This is a genomic window from Pseudoalteromonas sp. OF7H-1, assembly GCF_022347825.1.
Lineage (GTDB): Bacteria > Pseudomonadota > Gammaproteobacteria > Enterobacterales > Alteromonadaceae > Pseudoalteromonas > Pseudoalteromonas maricaloris.
The window spans coordinates 23018-42980 of sequence record NZ_JAKRFX010000030.1 but is presented as its reverse complement, the minus strand read 5'-3'; the positions used below and the strand labels follow the sequence as shown (position 1 = coordinate 42980).

Sequence of the window (19963 nt, the reverse complement as noted above, 5' to 3'; positions counted from 1 at the left end):
TTGCCAAGTCGATAGCAATTAAATTAGACTGTGTCATGTATGGACTCCTTATTTGGTAAAAGTGTTTTGCAATATCTTTATACCGTACTCTCCCGTTAAGGGGGAGGAGTCCATACATCTCCCACAACACTATTTGCACTGTGATGTAGGAGGCATAACTTGGCGCTAAATACTTTCCTCATAATCCAACACTTTTGCGTCATTGGCTTTGTTAAGCAGGCCTCGGCTTTGTGATAGGAAGTGTTTCGCGCTTTCTGAGAAATAATGTTTGGCTTGTGAGAAAGATTGCATTAGACCTTCTTTATCGCCTTGTTGTAGCTTGGTCAATGTCTGCTCAAAGGTATCTTGATAGCTTGCCAATAACCCTTCTACATCATTAAATTGCGCGAGCATAATATCTGAATAAAGTTCAGGGGATTGCGCAAATAGTCGCCCAACCATCATCAGCTCTAATTGGTAGATAGGCGATGAGCAGCTTCTTAGCTCTTTTAATGAATGGCACTGCTTAGATAAAAACTGCCCATACACAAACGTGGTTAAGTGGCGCATTACCTGGATGATCTGCATGGACTGGTCGTGTTTTTTAGCGTCCATGGGTACCAACTGGCTGCCCCAGATCTTTAGTTGCTTGATTAATCCTTCACATTGCTTTGGCATACGTCCTTCGCACACCACGACAGTTTGCTTAACCCAATGAGATATATCTGGACCAAACATAGGGTGTAGACCGACCACAGGGCCGTTGTGCTTGTTCATTAGTACTTTGAGCGGGGCTTGCTTCACAGAGGTAATATCAGCAAGAATACAGTCATCAGGCAGCGTTGGTAGCGCATTAACAACCTGCTCAAAGGCATTGATAGGAACGCTCACCAATACTAACTTAGCATCACTCAGTAGCTCAGTAGCCTGTGATTGATTGTCTTTGTCTAAAATGCGTACCTCGTAGCCTGAGCGCCTAAACTGTTTCGCAAACAGTTTACCCATGGCGCCTTGACCACCGACAATAACAACCGGAGACATTTTTGGTGCGGCACAGGCGAGTTCACTTTGCTGGTTTTCGTAGGCTTCTCGCATCATACGACGCAGAATATCTTCGACTAAATCAGGGTTTACCCCTTTGGCATCAGCTTCTGCACGCCGGGCTTTGATCAACTCAGCTTCGCGCTTCGGCACGTGTAGCGGTGCGCCCTTTTGCTGTTTTATTTTTCCAACCTGTTCGGTCAATGCTTTGCGCTTTGCAAGTAGCGCGACAAGCTCGCTATCGCAATCATCTATTGCAACGCGTATTGCTTCTAAATCGTTAGCCCCATTCATTATGTAAACTTATATATACAGTAGTAAATTAAATAATACACCGAGTCTAACAAGAAGTGCGCCGCTTTAAAAGTAAGCAACCATGAAAATATCGTGACAAGACGCCTGATATGTCAGTGAGTATTCACAGAATGGAAATAATGAGAGGGATAAAACCAAAACAGGCCGCATAAAGCGGCCTGTTTTATCTGCATTTGATAAATGCGACGTATTAGTTAAGTTTCTCTTTAATACGTGCAGATTTACCAGAACGCTCACGTAGGTAGTAAAGCTTAGCGCGACGAACCGCACCACGACGCTTAACTGCTACGCTGCTGATAAGAGGGCTGTGCGTTTGGAATACACGCTCAACACCTTCACCGCTTGAAATCTTACGAACAGTGAAAGATGAGTGTAGACCACGGTTACGCTTAGCGATTACAACACCTTCAAAGGCCTGTAGACGCTCTTTGTTACCTTCTTTTACGCGTACCTGTACAACTACTGTATCACCAGCGCCGAACGCAGGTACGTCTTGCTTAAGCTGTTCAGCTTCAAGCTCTTTAATAATATTTTGGTTTACTTTTGCCATTTTATTTCTCACATTCCTAGGTGTAACTGTCTTCTAGCCACAAGCTTGGCCATTCTCTTGCTGAAATTCAGCAAGTAATGCCGCCTGCTCCTCAGTCAGAGCTAGGTTACGCAACAAGTCAGGACGACGTTGCCAAGTTCTACCCAAAGACTGCTTTAAGCGCCATTTGGCTATTTCTTGGTGGTTTCCGCTGAGTAATACAGCAGGCACCTGTTTATCATCCAATGTTTCCGGCCGGGTATAATGAGGACAATCTAACAAGCCATCCGAAAATGAATCTTGTTCAGCTGATTGGTTGTGACCTAGTACGCCAGGCACTAATCGTGCAACTGCATCGATTAATGTCATGGCCGGTAACTCACCACCACTCAGTATAAAATCGCCGATGGACCACTCTTCGTCTATATAAGACTCGATGATCCGCTCATCAATACCTTCATAACGACCCGCTACTAAAATCAACTTTTCAGATTGCGCCAATTCAGTCGCACCTTGTTGATCTAGCTTTCGCCCTTGAGGGGACATATAAATTACTTTAGCGCCTTCTCCTGCTGCCGCTTTGGCATCAAGAATAGCTTTTTTCAGAGGCTCAACCATCATCAACATTCCCGGGCCACCACCATAAGGGCGGTCATCCACGGTTCTATGTTTATCAGTGGCGTAGTCTCTTGGGTTCCAACAATTAAACTCAATCAAGCCGTTTTTCACAGCTCGACCCGTTACGCCTTGCTGAGTTATCGCATCAAACATCTCAGGAAAAAGTGAAACCACTCCAACCCATAGCTTTTGCTGATCGCTCATTAAAACGCAGGATCCCAATCTACCGTAATCTTTCTCTCGTCATGATTAATATCCGAAATAACAGAGTCTGTTAAGAATGGAATTAATCTTTCCGATTGGCCAAATGCATCTTTTTTGTTTGCTTTCACAACCAAAACGTCATTTGAACCAGTCTCCATCAAGTCATCAACTATGCCTAAGTCGTAGCCTTTATCGGTTACTACTGACATGCCGATGAGATCTCGCCAATAAAACTCCCCTTCAGGTAATTCAGGAAGCTGCTCAGCATAAACAGCGATTTCAGCATTGGTATAAGCCACTGCTTCGTCTCTGTCGTTTACCTGTGCAAATTTAGCGATATATCCCTTGTTGTGACGACGCCAGTCGCTCACTTCAAGGTTTTGCCATTTACCTTGTTGCCCTATCAACCATGGGCTGAAATCGAAGATCCCTTGGGGATCGTCAGTAAATGAATGCACCTTAAGCCAACCCTTGATGCCATAAGGAGCACCAAGCTTACCAACAACGATTGTCGAGGTTTTACTTTGACTCATGGTTACACTTACGCCTATTAAGCCGCTTTACGAGCGTCTTTAACCAGCTTCGCAACACGATCTGAAAGAGCTGCACCTTGACCTACCCAGTGATCAACACGAGATAAATCTAAACGTACTTTTTCTTCCTGACCTGCAGCGATAGGGTTAAAGAAACCTACCTTCTCGATGAAACGACCGTCACGCGAGAAACGGCTATCCGCAACCACGATTTGATAGAATGGACGCTTTTTAGCGCCGCCACGTTGCAAACGAATAGTTACCATACCGTCCTCTACATAGATTGACTGTTTTCATTAATAAGTTTGTACTTCCCATTACGGGAAGCTCGGGCATTTTACGCATTTTCACGCGCAATGCAAGTTAATTCCAAAGTTGATGCTTTATTAGGCCCTGCTACAAAAATTACCGCTGAAGTTTCGCACGCCACATTCGTCCCAATAGTGGTACAAAAAATTGACTTTTTCAGCACTGCTGAAAAGTCGAAAATCCCTGTTGTTTCATTTATAAGGAAAGCACACATATGAACCAAATGCGCAAAGCAAAACGTTCAATTAAACATCTACTTCTAGGTATACCACTCTTTTCTTTTGCGCTCATTGCTACTTCAACACTTGCAGCAAACAATGAGGAAATAACGGCTTGTAAACTGTTACGTTTTGGTGACTTTTCGCAGCTAGAACAAGGCAATGCTGCAATGAGTATCACCAACGCAGAATATGTACCAAGCCAAACCCTAGATGACGACACAGAACTCTGGACATATAAGTATAGTCGCCTATTAGGTGCACCTATACCAAAAGGAACAAACTCTTTACCTGAGCACTGTTTGGTTGAAGGCTATGCCGCACCGACGATACGTTTTCAGCTTCGGTTGCCATTGAATCAAGTTTGGAACCAACGTTTCTTACTCAATGCCTGTATGGGCTTTTGTGGCGAAGTATCCAACTACCCAACGATGGCTGGCGTTATGCGCAGTTACGCGACCATGTCTCATGATGGCGGCCATACCGCTGCTGGATTCGATGGTTTGTGGGCTAAAAACAATGTGCCGTTAAGAGAAGACTTTGCCTACCGAGCGAACCACGTGGTTGCTGTTGCAGCAAAAGCGGTTATTGAACGCTTTTATAGTAAACAACTTACGTACTCTTTTATATCGGGTTGTTCGAAGGGAGGTCATGCTGGGATAATGGCCGCAAAGCGTTACCCAAATGACTTTGATGGCGTGATTGCCAGAGGACCGACGATTAATTACACCAAAGTTAACCTAATCAACTGCATGGATAATGCAAAAGCTATTTTGGATGAAAACGATAACGCACTGCTCGATGCAAGCTACACTGACTTTATTTCACAGGCCGTCATGCAAGCTTGCGACCATAAAGATGGCTTAGTTGATGGATTAATAAGCGACCCAAGACGCTGTGATTTTGACCCGCAAACGCTCCTGTGCAGCGACAACACCACAGGTAAATGCCTGACACCTCGCCAAGTTAACGCAATTAAGGACATATATGCACCATCCTACGACCAACAAGATAACGTTATTTATGGCGGCCTACCCTATGGCTCTGAACCTGAATGGACAGGTTGGTTGTTCCCTGAAGCACCGTTTATCAAGCCTTATCACTATTATGCTGCAACCGAGTATTTAAAGTACTTGGCTTTTCCTCGAGAAAGATACAATCAAGGCAACTGGAGAGACTTTTCTTATAACAATGAGGCTGGAGAGCTTTCACCTATCTCAAGCTTTATGGACGCCGATCACCCTGATCTCACTGGATTTAAAAATAGCGGTGGCAAAATGATTGTATTACATGGATGGTCAGACGCTGCAATACCCGCATATGCAACTATTGATTGGTATGAGTCAGTTATCAACTATATGGGTAAAGACAACACCTACGACTTTGCTCGGCTATTCTTGCCACCAGGATTGGTGCATTGTGGTATCGAGGGACCTGGCGCTGAAACCTTTGATGCTATCGCAGCGTTAGCGCATTGGCTTGATACAGGCATAGCACCGGATGCGCTTATGACGCAAAAAGAAGATCCGCAGGGTAATATTCTTTTCACTCGCCCTGTTTACCCCTATCCACAAGAAGCCCAGTACATTGGTACAGGCGACCCTAAAAAAGCAGAAAACTTTAGGCCAATAGTGCCCAATTTTAAGAATAACTAAGTAAACAAAAAGGCAAGCCCCATGGCTTGCCTTCACGTTATAAAAACTATAAAACGGTGTTAGAACTTAGGCCCACCGCCACCGAACATGCCCGGCGGCATCATGCCTTTCATGTTCTTCATCATTTTCATCATGCCGCCTTTGCCTTTCATCTTCTTCATCATCTTCTGCATTTGGGTAAATTGCTTCAGCAACTTATTAATGTCTTGTACTTGCGTACCAGAACCCGCAGCGATACGCTTTTTACGCGAGCCTTTGATGATTTCAGGACGTGCACGCTCTTTTGGCGTCATTGAGCTTATGATAGCTTCCATTTGGTTAAAGGTCTTATCATTTACTTGACCTTTTACTGCATCCGGCAAGTTCGACATACCAGGCAGCTTTTCCATCATCGACATCATACCGCCCATGTTTTTCATCTGGCGCAGCTGCTCAGCAAAATCTTCCAATGTAAAACCATCGCCTTTAAAGACTTTCTCAGCCACTTTTTGGGCTTTGTCTTTATCGACTTTCATTTCGACTTCTTCAATAAGCGACAGTACGTCGCCCATACCTAGAATTCGAGATGCAACACGGTCAGGGTGGAATGGCTCTAAGGCATCGGTTCTTTCACCCACACCGATAAACTTAATGGGTTTACCTGTAATATGACGAATAGACAACGCCGCACCGCCACGCGCATCACCATCCGTTTTGGTTAAGATAACACCGCTGAGTGGCAGCGCTTCATCAAACGCTTTTGCTGTATTTGCAGCATCCTGACCTGTCATTGAGTCAACAACAAATAAGGTTTCAATCGGATTAATCGCCGCGTGTAAATCTTTGATTTCGTCCATCATGTCTGCATCTACGTGCAAACGACCTGCGGTATCCACAAGTACCACATCAATGAACTTTTTCTTCGCGTGAGAAATAGCACCCGTTGCGATATCTACCGGCTTTTGTGAAATATCACTGGGGAAGAACTCGACGTCAACCTCTGCTGCTAACGTTTCGAGCTGTTTGATAGCCGCAGGACGATAAACGTCAGCACTCACCACCAACACAGATTTCTTTTTGCGCTCTTTAAGGAATTTAGCCAGCTTACCAACACTGGTGGTTTTACCCGCACCTTGAAGACCTGCCATCATCACGACAGCTGGCGGCTGCGCGTTTAGGTTAAGCTCTTCGTTGGCCTCACCCATCGACTTTTCAAGTTCTTCACGAACAATCTTGATGAAAACCTGGCCTGGGCTCAGACTCTTTGTGACTTCTACACCAACCGCGCGTTCTTTTACTTGTTTTACAAAGTCGCGCACAACTGGCAAGGCAACGTCAGCCTCAAGCAATGCCATGCGTACTTCACGGAGTGTTTCTTTAATATTGTCTTCAGTTAGTCGGCCACGGCCACTGATGTTTTTAAGCGTTTTTCCTAAACGCTCTTGGAGGTTTTCAAACATGTATCGGTTCCAAAATCTCGAAATTGTCGGGCATTATACTGATATGCGAGCCACTAATACAGTATTCAAGCCGATTGTTCTGCTTTTTACGCTTTCGCTGAACGAAAATAAGAATAAGTTAACGGATTGAGATAAAACCCTATGCAAGTGGATAGGCTTTAAATACAATAGCTAAAAAAGGAAAGCAAAAATTAGGCACTTATTTTTATGTTGATTATTAGCTTGTCATTAATCGCCTGTCTCTTTTACATCATGGCCACCAGCCATGTTTTATCGCGCTTATTTGACAAACAAGGTCCAGATCAAAAGAAAACCTTAATATTAAGCACCGTCGCCATTTTAACTCATATGCTAGTATTGGTGAATTCAGTGTTTACGCATCAAGGGCAAGATCTCAGTACCGTCAACGTTGCCTTGTTAACCTGTTGGGTTATCGTGGTTTCTGTAACGACCGTATCTTTACGCTTCCCTGCAACATTATTGCTGCCCGTGGTGTATGGCTTCGCGGCTATTTTGTTATTAGCAAGCCTATTTATTCCACACCACATTATTATGCATACGATAAACATAGATGTTGGCCTCGTTTTACATATTTCACTTTCTTTGTTGGCTTACTGTGTACTTATCATCGCCACGCTCTACGCCATTCAATTTATGTTTATTGATAAACGCTTAAAACAACGGGATTTGGCGATTATGACCAGCCATCTACCGCCACTTATGCAAGTGGAAAGGCAGCTTTATCAGCTGTTATTTGTAGGCACAGGTTTATTAACGCTGGCATTAGCATCTGGTTTTTACTTTTTAGACGGTATGTTCGCCAAAGAGACTATTCACAAAACCATTTTATCTATCGTTGCATGGCTTATTTATGTCGTCGTCGCCTTTGGGCATAAGCAGTTCGGCTGGCGCGGTAAGTCTGTGGTGATTTCAATCATAGCGGCTTCTGGCATCGTGACTTTAGGTTACTTTGGTAGTCGCTTTATACAAGAAGTGATTTTAGGCAGGTTTTAAACTTTAACTTGACTATCGTAACTCACTAACGCTTAATACTCTTTCGTAAGTAAAAAAGGGATCCACTGTTGGAAGACATATCGACCAGCGCCTTGTTTATCATACTCGGCGTGCTCATTTTGATGTCGGCTTATTTTTCTAGTTCAGAAACCGGTATCATGTCAATCAACCGTATTCGTCTACGCCATCTTGAAAAAGAGAATCACCGTGGTGCGAAGCGTGTAAGTAACCTCCTTAACCGTCCTGATAGACTGATTGGTCTGATCCTGATCGGAAATAACCTCGTCAATATTGCCGCTGCACAAGTTGCAACCATCATTGGATTACGCCTGTATGGCGATATGGGTATCGCAGTAGCTACTTTTGGCCTCACACTCGTGGTCCTTATCTTCGCTGAAGTTACACCTAAGACTCTCGCAGCTTTATACCCTGAGAAAGTCGCGTTTCCAAGCTCTGTTATCCTAAAAGTGTTGTTGAAGGTCTTGTTTCCTTTGGTTGTTGCGACCAACTGGATCACCAATGGTATGTTACGTTTGGTCGGGATCACACCACAAGAGATTGAGGAGCACAGCCTAAGTAAAGAAGAATTAAAAACCGTGGTAAATGAGTCAAGCGCTATGTTGCCCTCAAACCACCAAAACATGCTCACTTCTATCTTAGACTTAGATCACGTGACCGTAGAAGACATTATGATCCCACGCAGTGAAATCAATGCGATAGATATCAATGACGAGTGGAAAGATATTGCTCGCCAGCTCACGAATGCACAGCACACCCGAGTGCTACTTTACCGTGACCAAATTGATGATGCGGTTGGTTTTATTCACGCTCGTGATGCGCTACGCCTACTGACAAAAGAGCAGTTTGATAAGCCGTCACTACTGCGTGCGGTAAGAGAGATTTACTATGTACCAGAGAATACCTCGCTCAATACACAGCTGATCAAATTCCAAGAAGCCAAAGAGCGTATTGGTCTTGTTGTTGATGAGTATGGTGACATTCAAGGTCTGGTTACGCTCGAAGATATTCTTGAAGAAGTCGTAGGTGACTTTACGACCACGCAGACGCGTGCGCCGAGCGAAGACGTAAACATGCAGCGTGATGGCTCAGTTATGGTTGACGGCAGTGTAAACGTGCGTGACTTAAATAAAGAAATGAGTTGGGACTTACCTACCGAAGGCCCTAAAACCCTCAGCGGCCTGATTGTTGAGCACCTTGAAGATATTCCAGATGCGCCTCTTGGCTTAACGATTTCTGGTTATAAGATGGAAGTCATTGAGATCAAAGAAAACATGATCAAGATGGTGAAAATTTCTTCTAATACCAATTAGCTTAACTAATTGGTATAACTCTTAAGCAAGTAAAAACTAAACTCAGTTGCGGTGTTAAAAGTAACACCGCAATGTACTCAAGAAAAAATTCTCTCGAACCAGTTCTTATCTAAATCATCTTCACAGCGTTTAAGTTGAACGGCATAGCGCGCAGCACGATGCTTTACCTTATTTGCGACTTGCATTAACCATTTCTTATTTTTATAAGTACCACGACGATAACCGCCCCAGCCTTCATGATAATTGAGATATTGTGCGTAAGCGTCCCACTTAGACACGCCGTTTACTTTGTGAGTCTTATATACGAACCAAGCCATAAAATCGATGGCGTCTTCAAAGTCATCGCGATCTGCACCTGAGTTTCCAGTTTCACGAATATAATCAGACCAGGTCGGAGTTTTGGCTTGAGAGTAGCCATAAGCAGAGCTCACTCTGCCAACAGGAATAAACCATAGGAAGTATTCCATTGGAGGCGCCGCATCGTGACGAAAAGAGCTTTCTTGGTACATCATGCTCATTAGTACATGCTTTGGTGAACCCCATTTTTCTTGAGCATCACGAGCGTCATAGTACCAATCTTCTTTTTCCTCAAAAATCTTACAAATATCATGAGGTTGTTTAGGTGGTGCAGTAGCACATCCGGATAAAACAGCGGCGAGGCTAATTAAAATTAATTTTTTTTGCATTTTTTTCGAAACCTAATGAACTTTTACAATTTGCATTGGTCTGAACTTATGAATGCAGCAGTTTAGCATTGTTTCATCCCTGAAATTTATTTGCGCAGCCTTATGGCTGCGCTTTTTTATGCCTTGTGCATTATGCCCTTGAAAAATAATCGTCAAGGAAAGCAGTGAAATCCACCGTATCAGCAGCTCTAACCGCAGCCTCATCTTCGAAAGACTGACGTGCAAATGACTTCAGCGTATCTTCATCGTAATAGCCGTATTTGATATCTTGATGAAGTTGCTTATATTTTTTCGCAAGTTCAATGCCCATTGAGCCTTGTTCTAAGGTACGACTCTTCAGTTGAGATAGCAACTGCCCAGAAAAAGTAAGTGCAGGTGTTTCAATTGACAACATTGATTTTTCCACTGTTGCCACGTAGACTAATTTTTCGGTACTCGCATCTAACATTTTTGCGACTTTGAGTAAGTCTGTAAAAATCTCTGTGCCCCACTGCTTCACACTCACAGGCTCACCCGCTTTACTCAGTTCAAGTGCAGTGCAGCGACCTTGGTTAACCACCTGATGTAAATTCTTACCAGCGAGCTTCTGCGCTTCAAACGAAAGCTCAGGGCTTGGCTTTAGCAAACAATAGGTTAAGAACACATCGAGGAAGTGGATTTGCTCAAGACTGACACCTGTATGCTCGAATGGGTTAACATCCAGCGCACGAATTTCGATATATTCGATACCACCACGTTCAAGTGCCTGAGTCGGCGTTTCACCAGACTTGGCATTGCGCTTTGGTCTAATTGGCGAGTAGAACTCATTTTCAATTTGTAAAATGTTGCGATTCAGCTGTTTTGGCTCTGCTGCTCGATAGTCTGGAATTTCATGATATAAGTCGGAGCGACAACGAATGGCTTGTCGCAAGCCCGCAATATACTCATCCAGATCGTTATACATCACCTTAAGCGAGCTTTGTGCGCTATTGGTATAACCTAAATCACCCAGTCTAAGTGCGGTGCCATATTCAAGGTAGATGGAGCCATTTTCTAGCTTACTAAATGGCAAGTCGCTCTTTTTGCCTTGCAAAAATGACGGACAAAGCGCAGGAGATGCGCCAAACAGGTAGCTTATCAGCCACATTTCACGCTTGAAATTACGAATAAGGCCTAAATACTGCTGGGAGATAAATGATTGTTGAGGGTTATCATCTTCAGACATCACTTGCAGACTTTGCCATACGGCCTCTGGAAACGAAATATTGAAGTGCACACCCGCAATGGCCTGCATCATGCTGCCGTAACGGTTTTTTAGCCCTTCACGATATAGCGTTTTCATTTTGCCGATATTAGAAGTGCCAAACTGTGCTAGGACAATATCTTCTTCATCCTCAATAAAGCATGGCATCGACAAAGGCCACAGTAACTCATCACCCATGTTAGCCAAAGTAAACTTCTGTAGATCAGAAAGTTGCGCTAATGTCTCTTGTGGGTCTTCACTCACTGGGGTGATAAATTCGAGTAGCGACTCAGAAAAATCAGTGGTGATATGACCATTGGTCAGTGCGTGGCCCGTCTTTTCTGGATGCGGTGTTTTCGCTATTTTTCCCGACCCTTGGATCCGCAATGCCTCACGTTCGATACCTCTTTTGATACCTTTGAAAACGCCGCGATGCGCGCCGTCAGACAATAAGTCCAGCTTAGTGTTTAAGTCTAATTGTTTCAAAAATTCTTCCTCGAACCTACAGGCCAATTTCAAGTTTATGGGGTCGAAACCAAATTATACCAAGTGTATTCATTAAATGAGTGATTTAAACCGAGCAATCAATTTAAATATGGCTACTTTTAGTACACTTAGGCCTTAATAATAACTTTGCCAACATGCTTACCACTTTCCATACAGTGATGAGCCAGCGCAATATCCGCCATCGCAAAGTAATGACTTACGTTGATGCTGATTTTGCCAGCTTGGTACGCCTGATACAAATATTTAAGATCGCCTAGATTACTCGCAACCAACATCCCCTCAGCCCTTACCCCCCTTGTCGTGGCTCGCTCACAGACCATTTCTTTGGTGACGCTGGGAATAGTCACTAGGTGCGAATTCGACTTCATCGAATCGACACACTGTAATGCAATATCGCCACCAATTAAGTCCAGTAAATCGCATTCAACTTGGTGCTGATAAAATTCGTCATAACTTATTGCCGTTACCTTGAGCTTCGACAACAATTCGTGCTCAGGGCGGGTCGAGACAGCAATGACTTTTCGCCCTTGGAGCTGTGCTAGTTGAATTGCTAAATGCCCCACGCCACCAGTTGGTGCCAATACATATAGTGGACGATTATGATTCGAAAATTTATCTAGCGCTTGTTTTGCAGTAAGACCCGCAAGACAAAGACCTGCAATATCTGGATTTTCTTGCAAAGAAACCTTGATGAGCTCTGACTCAAGCGCCACTACATAATCACTATAGGTTCCGGGGTTACTCGCAAACCCAATCATACCGATGACAAGGTCGCCTACTTTAAATTGATTATCTGAGCCATAAACCTCAACCACCTCACCATACAGATCATATCCGAGCGGCAAAAAGGCATCTGCGCTTTTTTGCGCTGCAACATAACCAAGGCCTTGTCTGGTTTTCACTTCAATAGGATTTATGCTGGTACTGTTTACTTTTATGCGCACTAGGCCTGAACTAAGTGCTGGCAAAGAAATGGTGGTACTACACAGCTGATTGCTATCACCAAATTCGTAGATACCGTAAGTGGTTGAGTTATTTATCATATGCGGCGTTCTTAGAAGACAGTTTGTTATCTTTGTAGAATACGCGAAAGGGTAAGGAGTTTGAAGAAATTTACAGTATGGGAAGGAAAAACGCTCTTACAGTATGACTGTAAGAGCGTTTAGCTATATTAGTGATTGAACACTATCTGGTCGTCGACAACCTCGACTTTAATGGTATCGCCAGTCACAAACTTACCTTGTAACAAGTCCTGCGCCAACGGGTTTTCAATGTATTGTTGCACTGCTCGTTTTAGAGGACGGGCACCATATACAGGATCAAACCCGCTCGCAGCGATTTTATCAAGCGCAGCGTCACTGAGCTCAAGCGCAAAGCCTTTTTCAGTTAAGCGTTTACTCAATCTGTCTAATTGGATACTCGCAATTTCTTTAATATGTTCATTGATAAGCGGGTGGAACACCACAGTTTCATCAATGCGGTTAATAAATTCAGGTCTAAACTGACTAGCGAGCACGCCCATAACACGCTCCTTGAGTGTTGCGTAGTCGTTATTTCCTGCTTGCTCTTGAATGACATCCGACCCTAAGTTCGAGGTCATGATGATCACCGCATTTTTAAAATCAACCGTGCGACCTTGACCATCGGTCAAGCGACCATCGTCCAAGACCTGCAATAAGATGTTAAATACATCTGGATGCGCTTTTTCCACTTCATCAAGTAAAATCACAGAATAAGGGCGACGCCTTACCGCTTCTGTCAAATAGCCGCCTTCTTCGTAGCCAACATAACCAGGAGGTGCGCCAACCAAGCGCGCAACTGAGTGTTTTTCCATAAACTCGGACATATCAATGCGCACCATGGCATCTTCCGTATCAAACATAAAGTTGGCTAACGCTTTGGTCAGCTCCGTTTTACCAACCCCTGTTGGACCTAAGAACAAGAACGAACCAATTGGGCGATTTGGGTCTGCAAGCCCGGCTCGTGAGCGACGGATAGCGTTGGCAACCGCATTAACGGCTTCGTCTTGACCAATCACTTTTTTGTGAAGCTCGTCTTCCATTTGCAGTAACTTTTCACGCTCACCTTGAAGCATTTTTGCGACTGGGATCCCAGTCCAGCGCGATAAAATTTCTGCAATTTCATCTTCACCGACCTGATTTTTTAAAAGACTCATTTCCTGCATTTCAGCCTGAGAAGCAAGGTCTAGTTTTCGCTCAAGCTCAGGGATCCGACCATATTGTAGTTCGGACATACGTTGCAAGTCACTTGCTCGACGCGCGACTTCTAGATCTAAACGCGCTTGCTCAAGCTCAGCCTTAATCACTTGCGTGCCTTGTAGTGAGGCTTTTTCGGCATTCCACACTTCATCAAGCTCTCGATACTCAGCTTCTAATTCATTAATGAGTGTTTGCATCTCAGTACGACGCTTTTGACTCGCTTCATCTTTCTCTTTTGCCAGCGCGTTATCTTCCAATTTTAGTTGGATAATACGGCGCTCTAGTCTGTCTAATTGCTCCGGCTTTGAGTCAATTTGCAGCCGAATTGAAGACCCTGCTTCGTCTATCAAATCGATAGCTTTATCTGGAAGCTGCCGATCTGAGATATAACGATGTGATAAATTAGCCGCAGCGACAATCGCAGGATCGGTAATATCCACCGAGTGGTGCAATTCGTAACGCTCTTTTAAGCCACGTAGAATCGCGATGGTGTCCTCTACGGTTGGCTCTGCAACAAATACTTTTTGGAAACGACGCTCGAGTGCTGCGTCCTTTTCAATATATTGACGATACTCATCGAGCGTGGTCGCCCCCACACAGTGAAGTTCACCACGAGCAAGTGCGGGTTTTAGCATGTTGCCCGCATCCATTGCACCGTCGGTTTTGCCCGCGCCTACCATGGTATGGATTTCATCAATAAAGAGAATAACTTGGCCTTCTTCTTTAGCCAGCTCGTTTAATACCGACTTTAGGCGCTCTTCAAATTCACCACGGTATTTGGCCCCCGCCACTAATGCTCCCATATCTAGCGATAGTACGCGCTTACTTTTCAAGCCTTCTGGAACTTCACCGTTGATAATACGCTGCGCGAGCCCCTCAACGATGGCGGTTTTACCAACGCCCGGTTCACCGATAAGTACAGGGTTGTTTTTAGTACGGCGCTGTAGCACTTGAATAGTGCGGCGAATTTCGTCGTCACGGCCAATAACCGGATCAAGCTTGCCTTGCTCGGCACGCTCAGTGAGATCGATGGTAAATTTCTCAAGTGCTTGGCGAGTGTCTTCAGCATTAGGGTCATCCACTTTTTGACCCCCTCGAATAGCCTTAATGGCTTGCTCAATCTTTGGCTGGGTGATATTAAGCGTTTTGAAAATCTCGCCTAATGGGCCTTTATCTTCGCACGCAGCAAAAACAAATAACTCGCTGGAGATATACTTATCTTTACGCTTTTGTGCATATTTATCACATAGATTGATCAGTGAAATAAGGTTATTTGAAAGCTGTACATCACCACCTACACCTTCTACTTTAAATAGCTTTTCAATGGCTTGTGACAACTTAGTATTAAGCTCGTCGGCGCTCACACCTGCTTGTGCCAATAATGCGCGCACACTCGAGCCGCTCTGCTGGAGCAAAGCGTACATTAAATGAACAGGTTCAATAAATTGGTGATCGCGCCCAAGCGCTAATGACTGCGCATCGGAAAGCGCAGCTTGGAATTTGCTTGTAAATCTATCTAAACGCATGATTTATTTACCCATATAAAATATCGAATTACCTTATTTATGGGTATTAACTAAACGAAGATCAAGCGTAAAAGTAATAATTTACCCTGATTATTTGCGCCAAATCAAAGTTGCCATACGGCCCGTTGTTTTGTCTCTACGATAGGAAAAATACTGCTCGGGCATAGTTACTGTACAGTGTTTATCGCCGTAAAAATCCTTTACACCTTGCTCGCGTAATAACGACTGTGCAAGCTCAAAAATATCCGCAAGATACTTACCGTCTTTTTTGGCATCAAATGCCGTATTTCGTTGCGTCTCAAAAGCTTGTACTACGTCTTCACCTACCTCGAATGCACTAGGTCCAATCGCAGGGCCAAACCATACGCAGATCTCTTCAGGTGCACAGTTAAACTTAGCCAGTGTTTGCGAGATAATTCCAGCTGCAAGAGGCTTCCAACCACCATGGATAGCGGCCACCTCTTCACCATCTTTTGATGCAAGCAGAATGGGTAAGCAGTCTGCTGTCATGATAGCCAGTGGTGTTTGACGCAAGCGAGTGTATAAGGCATCGGCTTGATGGACCTGCGCGATTTCAAACTGCTCGTCGACCACCACCACTTCTGCGCCATGTACTTGCTCAAGCCATACAATCGGGTTGGCCACATAACCATGTAAAATTCGACGGTTTTCGGCTACATGTTCAGCATTATCACCAACATGAAAGGCTAGGTTAAAGCTATCATACGGCGGTGCTGAAACACCGCCCTTGCGCGTTGTTGATAATGTCCCAACGAATTGGGTTAATGGCCACTGAGCAAGTTGCATCTTATAACGTTAAATCCGGGTTTTCTTTGGTGTCTTCTCTGAGCGCTGCCACCAGTTTAATCATATCTTCAGGCACAGGCGCTTCCCACGTCATCTTCTCGCCAGTAATAGGGTGAGCGATACTCAGTTTTATAGCATGCAATGCCTGACGTTTAAACTCTCTTAATTGCTCGGTTAATCCTTGAGTCGCATTTCTTGGTGGACGAGGACGGCCGCCATAGAGCTGATCGCCAATTAGTGGGTGATTCAAATACGCCATATGTACACGAATTTGGTGCGTCCTACCGGTTTCTAAGCGCAGGCGCAAGCGCGTGTGTGCTCGAAACTTTTCAGCAACACGGTAATGAGTGATAGCTGGCTTACCCATCTCATGTACTGCCATATGTGTACGCTTGGTTGCGTGACGACCGATTGGCTTTTCAATCATGCCACCTGCCGTCATCGTGCCATTACAGACAGCTTCGTATTCACGTGTGAAGTTTTCACGCGCTTGTAGATTCTTTACCAAGTGCGTTTGTGCTTGAATAGTTTTCGCCACGACCATTAGACCAGTCGTGTCTTTGTCTAGACGGTGTACGATACCAGCACGAGGCACGTTAATGATTTCTGGGTGATGGTGCAGCAGAGCATTTAACACAGTGCCATCTGGGTTACCGGCACCGGGGTGAACCACCAGCCCCATCGGCTTGTTTATCACAAGAATGTCATCATCTTCATAAACAATGTCTAACTCTATATCTTGCGCTTCGTATTCACGTTGTGCTTCGATAACCGTCTCGATAGCGACACTTTCACCACCAAGTAACTTTTCACGAGGGGTGTTGAATACTTCACCATCTACGGTGACTTTATCTTCAAGGATCCAAGTTTTTATTCTTGAACGAGAAAAATCCGGGAACAATTGCGCCAATATTTGGTCTAGACGTTTACCACCGAGTTCGACTGGAACCTCCGCTTGGAGGGAAATTTGCTCTGACATCTGAAACTTTACCTAATTTACCAGTGCAAGCCGTGCTCGACTGGGTTAGAATCGTATTAATGCATAGTTTACTCGGTTTTGCCGAGTTGGCCTAGCCGAAGAAAACAAAGGTAGTAAAATAAAATGATTAAAAACTTAAGGACACACGCCTTTAGGCTGGCGTTAGCCGCGTCTGTTTTGGGTTTGGCAGCCTGTTCATCCGCACCAGAACAAGAAGATATTGAACGCGTACCAAACAAATCCGCCCAAGCGCTTTATGAAGATGCTAAACAAACATTAGATTCCGGTTTATATGCCCGCGCCATTGAATTATTGGGCGCGATTAATGCTCGTTACCCGTTTGGCCCTTATGCAAGACAAGTTCAAATGGACTTAGTCTATGCATATTATCAAACAGGTAACACTGACCAAGCTCTTGCCACTATTGATCGTTTTATTCGCTTAAATCCAAATCATAAAGACCTAGACTACATGTACTACATGCGAGGCTTGGTAAGTATTAAAGCCGACGAAAACGCATTCCAAGAATATTTTGGTGTCGACAGAGCCGACCGCGATGCCAATCGAACCCGCGTTGCTTTTCAGGATTTAACCACGTTAGTTAAAAACTATCCAAACAGTCCGTATGCACCAGAGGCGAAAAAACGCTTAGTATGGTTACTAAACAAAATGGCTCGTTACGAACTGAGAGTCGCTGAATATTACTTCGAGCGTGAAGCATTCCTTGCCGCAGCAAACCGTGGTAAATATGTAGTAGAACACTACTCTCAAAGTAGTTATCTGACCCAAGCTTTTGACATTATGGAAAAAAGCTACCGAAAGCTTGGTCTTCCTGACCTTGCGGATAACGTGAAAAAAGCCAAATCGGTTAACGCACGTAACAAATAAATAGAGTGCTAAGTCACGATATCACCGATGTCGTGACTTCTCTCCCAGCAGTACTCGCCTTCAAGCATTCTACAGCAGTAAAAAATACTTGTTTTCTGTACATAGACATCAGCCGTCAGCGTATTTTATTTGATTGTAGTTGTAATAAGGAAGGAGTTAGGCTGCCCATAATAGAAGGTAAGCAGCCTTAAAAGGTAAGTATTTGACTTAACAGCGTATTAAATCGCTTCTTCGTCCTCTTCACCTGTACGGATCCGAACCACACGCTCAACATCGGTCACAAAGATTTTACCGTCACCAATTTTGCCCGTTTGCGCAGTTTTTAGGATAACTTCAATGGCTCTGTCAACGTCTTCATCTGCGGTAACAATATCAAGCTTTACTTTAGGCAAGAAATCTACCATATATTCAGCACCGCGATATAACTCAGTATGACCTTTCTGACGACCAAAACCTTTTACTTCACATACCGTCATACCTGTTATCCCCACATCCGAAAGCGCTTCTCGGACATCATCAAGTTTAAACGGTTTAATTATTGCTTCTATTTTCTTCATGATTATCTCGATTCCTTTGGTATAGCGTCGATTTTAGACAATCCGCTTGCCCAAGGCAAACAAAGACATTGAAAGTTGAAGTGATTTCACGCAATAATATTAATCATAAATTATTACTTTTTGGTTGTGAGGCGGTAATGAAACAATCAGCAGGATTCAATCTACTAGAACTGATGATAACCATCGCTATATTGGCTATCGTGTTGGCCATTTCATTTAGCTTTGATGGCAACCTGCTGCAACGTAACCGAGCAGAGTCCTTCTTACAAGAATTACAACGTAACATCGCTTTTGCTCGTGTAAAAGCAACCGCCGCAGACGAAATTGTCATTCTTTGCCCCGCGCCACCTGCCAATATTCAAGCTAGGACTGCATTTACTTGCCAAGATAATTGGGCAACGAACAGAATTAGCGTGTTTGTTGATAGTGATAAAAATGGCACATTTAGTAATGGTGATACTATCCATAGAACGATGGAGGTCGTAGACGATAACGACACTATGGTATTTTCTGGTGACAATCGTCTAAGGTTTGATTCGAGTGGGTTATTAAGTGGTTCAAACGCCGGAAATTTTACCTATTGTCCTGGTAGTGACGACAACAATCAGCAGTTGAGTGTTTCAACCGCTGGCACAGCATTATATCGAGGAAATACAACAGATACCTGTGGATAACCACAAAAGTACTGATGCGCAAAATATCTCTAAGTTCCAATCTTGCCTTTAATATATAAACGACTAGGCTTAAAGAAAATATAAAACGAGGCAAAGGATATGCATCGTCATATGGGATTTTCCCTATTGGAATCTTTAGTGTGTTTGGCGATTATCACCATCGTCAGTTTATTTTCTCTTCCCAGTCTTACGACTTTATTTCAGTTTGATAAACCAAAAATAAAACTAGAAGCGTTGCGACGAGCCATTAATTTTGCTCGCATTCAGGCCGTTGCAAGTGGTGCAACCGTTACTTTATGCCCACTGAAAAACAATCGCTGCGACGACAAAGAATGGCACACTCAGTTAACGGTTTTTATCGACTACCACCCTCAAGGTGAGTTTTCAGGCAATGATTATAAATTATCGGTTGTGGACTCAGTAGACTCAGGTGACAAGCTCACCTACCCAAGAAACGCCATTATATTTCGCCGCTTTGGCCATCTCGCGGGACTCTATAACGGTACTTTTGTCTATTGTAACGCAAATTCTACCGTGGGATTGTCGTTGTCAGTTAGCTACACAGGGAGAAGCACTCTAAAAGATACTGATGAATGTCAAAAGTAAATAATCTAAGCTTCTAATAATTAATGCCTTTTTAGCAACCAGTTTTATCGCTAACTGCGTTGAATTCACTTCCAATAGCCCGCTATTGGTACGTAAATTCGCCTTGC

At 43.9% G+C, this 19963-nt stretch carries 19 protein-coding genes; 6 read left to right on the top strand and 13 right to left on the bottom strand.

From position 1 onward, the window contains the following. Positions 1 to 165 precede the first annotated feature (165 nt). The 5 genes from tyrA to rpsP all read right to left on the bottom strand — a co-directional run bounded on the left by tyrA (position 166) and on the right by rpsP (position 3485). Positions 166 to 1314, bottom strand: a complete 1149-nt coding sequence (tyrA, locus tag MHN30_RS23420) for a bifunctional chorismate mutase/prephenate dehydrogenase (protein WP_045989966.1) — start codon at positions 1312 to 1314, stop codon at positions 166 to 168. A 211-nt stretch (positions 1315 to 1525) separates the two neighbouring features. Then, positions 1526 to 1885 carry a 50S ribosomal protein L19 gene (gene rplS / locus MHN30_RS23415; protein WP_017216162.1) on the bottom strand — a complete coding sequence of 120 codons (360 nt, stop codon included), beginning with the start codon at positions 1883 to 1885 and terminating at the stop codon, positions 1526 to 1528. 33 nt (positions 1886 to 1918) lie between these two features. Then, positions 1919 to 2686 carry a tRNA (guanosine(37)-N1)-methyltransferase TrmD gene (trmD, locus tag MHN30_RS23410; RefSeq protein ID WP_239361281.1) on the bottom strand — a complete coding sequence of 256 codons (768 nt, stop codon included), beginning with the start codon at positions 2684 to 2686 and terminating at the stop codon, positions 1919 to 1921. Further along, entirely contained in the window at positions 2686 to 3219 is a 534-nt protein-coding gene (gene rimM, locus MHN30_RS23405; RefSeq protein WP_010371053.1) for a ribosome maturation factor RimM, read from the bottom strand. The genes trmD and rimM overlap by 1 nt, the downstream gene beginning before the upstream one ends. 17 nt (positions 3220 to 3236) lie before the next feature. Further along, on the bottom strand, positions 3237 to 3485 hold the full coding sequence (rpsP, locus tag MHN30_RS23400; RefSeq protein WP_010371051.1) for a 30S ribosomal protein S16: 249 nt from the start codon (positions 3483 to 3485) through the stop codon (positions 3237 to 3239). A 257-nt stretch (positions 3486 to 3742) separates the two neighbouring features. Here rpsP and MHN30_RS23395 point away from each other — a divergent pair, with 257 nt between their 5' ends. Continuing rightward, positions 3743 to 5401 carry a tannase/feruloyl esterase family alpha/beta hydrolase gene (locus tag MHN30_RS23395; RefSeq protein ID WP_239361279.1) on the top strand — a complete coding sequence of 553 codons (1659 nt, stop codon included), beginning with the start codon at positions 3743 to 3745 and terminating at the stop codon, positions 5399 to 5401. A gap of 59 nt (positions 5402 to 5460) precedes the next feature. Here the strand turns inward: MHN30_RS23395 and ffh are convergent, their stop codons facing one another. Next, positions 5461 to 6840: a signal recognition particle protein gene (gene ffh / locus MHN30_RS23390; RefSeq protein ID WP_010371045.1), complete on the bottom strand. Its 1380-nt coding sequence runs from the start codon at positions 6838 to 6840 to the stop codon at positions 5461 to 5463. 207 nt (positions 6841 to 7047) lie between these two features. Here ffh and ccsA point away from each other — a divergent pair, with 207 nt between their 5' ends. Together ccsA and MHN30_RS23380 are read left to right on the top strand one after the other, a co-directional pair. Next, complete coding sequence (gene ccsA / locus MHN30_RS23385; RefSeq protein WP_017216167.1) at positions 7048 to 7854, top strand: cytochrome c biogenesis protein CcsA; 807 nt, start codon at positions 7048 to 7050, stop codon at positions 7852 to 7854. Between the two features lie 68 nt (positions 7855 to 7922). After that, a complete protein-coding gene (locus MHN30_RS23380) occupies positions 7923 to 9185 on the top strand; it encodes an HlyC/CorC family transporter (RefSeq protein WP_010606684.1) in 1263 nt (420 codons plus the stop codon). Positions 9186 to 9262: 77 nt separating this feature from the next. Here MHN30_RS23380 and MHN30_RS23375 read toward each other — a convergent pair whose 3' ends face one another. The 6 genes from MHN30_RS23375 to rluD form a co-directional block, all read right to left on the bottom strand. Next, positions 9263 to 9871 carry a transglycosylase SLT domain-containing protein gene (locus MHN30_RS23375; RefSeq protein WP_039496979.1) on the bottom strand — a complete coding sequence of 203 codons (609 nt, stop codon included), beginning with the start codon at positions 9869 to 9871 and terminating at the stop codon, positions 9263 to 9265. Positions 9872 to 10001: 130 nt separating this feature from the next. Then, positions 10002 to 11579, bottom strand: a complete 1578-nt coding sequence (gshA, locus tag MHN30_RS23370) for a glutamate--cysteine ligase (RefSeq protein WP_239361277.1) — start codon at positions 11577 to 11579, stop codon at positions 10002 to 10004. Between the two features lie 128 nt (positions 11580 to 11707). Further along, positions 11708 to 12643 (bottom strand): NADP-dependent oxidoreductase, encoded by a 936-nt coding sequence (locus MHN30_RS23365; RefSeq protein ID WP_239361276.1) that lies wholly within the window; start codon positions 12641 to 12643, stop codon positions 11708 to 11710. 128 nt (positions 12644 to 12771) lie between these two features. Then, entirely contained in the window at positions 12772 to 15345 is a 2574-nt protein-coding gene (gene clpB / locus MHN30_RS23360; RefSeq protein WP_239361275.1) for an ATP-dependent chaperone ClpB, read from the bottom strand. 90 nt (positions 15346 to 15435) lie between these two features. Continuing rightward, on the bottom strand, positions 15436 to 16152 hold the full coding sequence (gene pgeF, locus MHN30_RS23355; protein WP_130163730.1) for a peptidoglycan editing factor PgeF: 717 nt from the start codon (positions 16150 to 16152) through the stop codon (positions 15436 to 15438). A gap of 1 nt (position 16153) precedes the next feature. Continuing rightward, positions 16154 to 17131: a 23S rRNA pseudouridine(1911/1915/1917) synthase RluD gene (gene rluD, locus MHN30_RS23350; RefSeq protein ID WP_010371027.1), complete on the bottom strand. Its 978-nt coding sequence runs from the start codon at positions 17129 to 17131 to the stop codon at positions 16154 to 16156. A 123-nt stretch (positions 17132 to 17254) separates the two neighbouring features. On the opposite strand from rluD, the gene MHN30_RS23345 reads away from it, so the two are divergent. Beyond that, positions 17255 to 18019: an outer membrane protein assembly factor BamD gene (locus MHN30_RS23345; protein WP_222241009.1), complete on the top strand. Its 765-nt coding sequence runs from the start codon at positions 17255 to 17257 to the stop codon at positions 18017 to 18019. 218 nt (positions 18020 to 18237) lie between these two features. On the opposite strand, the gene glnB is transcribed toward MHN30_RS23345, so the two are convergent. Further along, complete coding sequence (gene glnB, locus MHN30_RS23340) at positions 18238 to 18576, bottom strand: nitrogen regulatory protein P-II (RefSeq protein ID WP_010371023.1); 339 nt, start codon at positions 18574 to 18576, stop codon at positions 18238 to 18240. 68 nt (positions 18577 to 18644) lie between these two features. On the opposite strand from glnB, the gene MHN30_RS23335 reads away from it, so the two are divergent. Together MHN30_RS23335 and MHN30_RS23330 are read left to right on the top strand one after the other, a co-directional pair. Continuing rightward, positions 18645 to 19250, top strand: a complete 606-nt coding sequence (locus MHN30_RS23335; RefSeq protein WP_010371021.1) for a GspH/FimT family pseudopilin — start codon at positions 18645 to 18647, stop codon at positions 19248 to 19250. Between the two features lie 99 nt (positions 19251 to 19349). Further along, the gene (locus tag MHN30_RS23330; protein WP_239361274.1) at positions 19350 to 19856 is read left to right on the top strand and encodes a GspH/FimT family pseudopilin; all 507 of its coding nucleotides are present in this window, start codon (positions 19350 to 19352) and stop codon (positions 19854 to 19856) included. Positions 19857 to 19963 lie beyond the last annotated feature (107 nt).

What these genes read in the sequence shown, in the direction of transcription:
- trmD (WP_239361281.1), bottom strand. Translation starts at nt 2,686, where the DNA reads ATGAGCGATCAGCAAAAGCTATGGGTTGGAGTGGTTTCACTTTTTCCT.
- pgeF (WP_130163730.1), bottom strand. Translation starts at nt 16,152, where the DNA reads ATGCAACTTGCTCAGTGGCCATTAACCCAATTCGTTGGGACATTATCA.
- MHN30_RS23375 (WP_039496979.1), bottom strand. Translation starts at nt 9,871, where the DNA reads ATGCAAAAAAAATTAATTTTAATTAGCCTCGCCGCTGTTTTATCCGGA.
- rluD (WP_010371027.1), bottom strand. Translation starts at nt 17,131, where the DNA reads ATGTCAGAGCAAATTTCCCTCCAAGCGGAGGTTCCAGTCGAACTCGGT.
- tyrA (WP_045989966.1), bottom strand. Translation starts at nt 1,314, where the DNA reads ATGAATGGGGCTAACGATTTAGAAGCAATACGCGTTGCAATAGATGAT.
- ccsA (WP_017216167.1), top strand. Translation starts at nt 7,048, where the DNA reads ATGTTGATTATTAGCTTGTCATTAATCGCCTGTCTCTTTTACATCATG.
- MHN30_RS23330 (WP_239361274.1), top strand. Translation starts at nt 19,350, where the DNA reads ATGCATCGTCATATGGGATTTTCCCTATTGGAATCTTTAGTGTGTTTG.
- MHN30_RS23345 (WP_222241009.1), top strand. Translation starts at nt 17,255, where the DNA reads ATGATTAAAAACTTAAGGACACACGCCTTTAGGCTGGCGTTAGCCGCG.
- glnB (WP_010371023.1), bottom strand. Translation starts at nt 18,576, where the DNA reads ATGAAGAAAATAGAAGCAATAATTAAACCGTTTAAACTTGATGATGTC.
- ffh (WP_010371045.1), bottom strand. Translation starts at nt 6,840, where the DNA reads ATGTTTGAAAACCTCCAAGAGCGTTTAGGAAAAACGCTTAAAAACATC.
- rplS (WP_017216162.1), bottom strand. Translation starts at nt 1,885, where the DNA reads ATGGCAAAAGTAAACCAAAATATTATTAAAGAGCTTGAAGCTGAACAG.
- rimM (WP_010371053.1), bottom strand. Translation starts at nt 3,219, where the DNA reads ATGAGTCAAAGTAAAACCTCGACAATCGTTGTTGGTAAGCTTGGTGCT.
- rpsP (WP_010371051.1), bottom strand. Translation starts at nt 3,485, where the DNA reads ATGGTAACTATTCGTTTGCAACGTGGCGGCGCTAAAAAGCGTCCATTC.
- MHN30_RS23365 (WP_239361276.1), bottom strand. Translation starts at nt 12,643, where the DNA reads ATGATAAATAACTCAACCACTTACGGTATCTACGAATTTGGTGATAGC.
- MHN30_RS23395 (WP_239361279.1), top strand. Translation starts at nt 3,743, where the DNA reads ATGAACCAAATGCGCAAAGCAAAACGTTCAATTAAACATCTACTTCTA.
- clpB (WP_239361275.1), bottom strand. Translation starts at nt 15,345, where the DNA reads ATGCGTTTAGATAGATTTACAAGCAAATTCCAAGCTGCGCTTTCCGAT.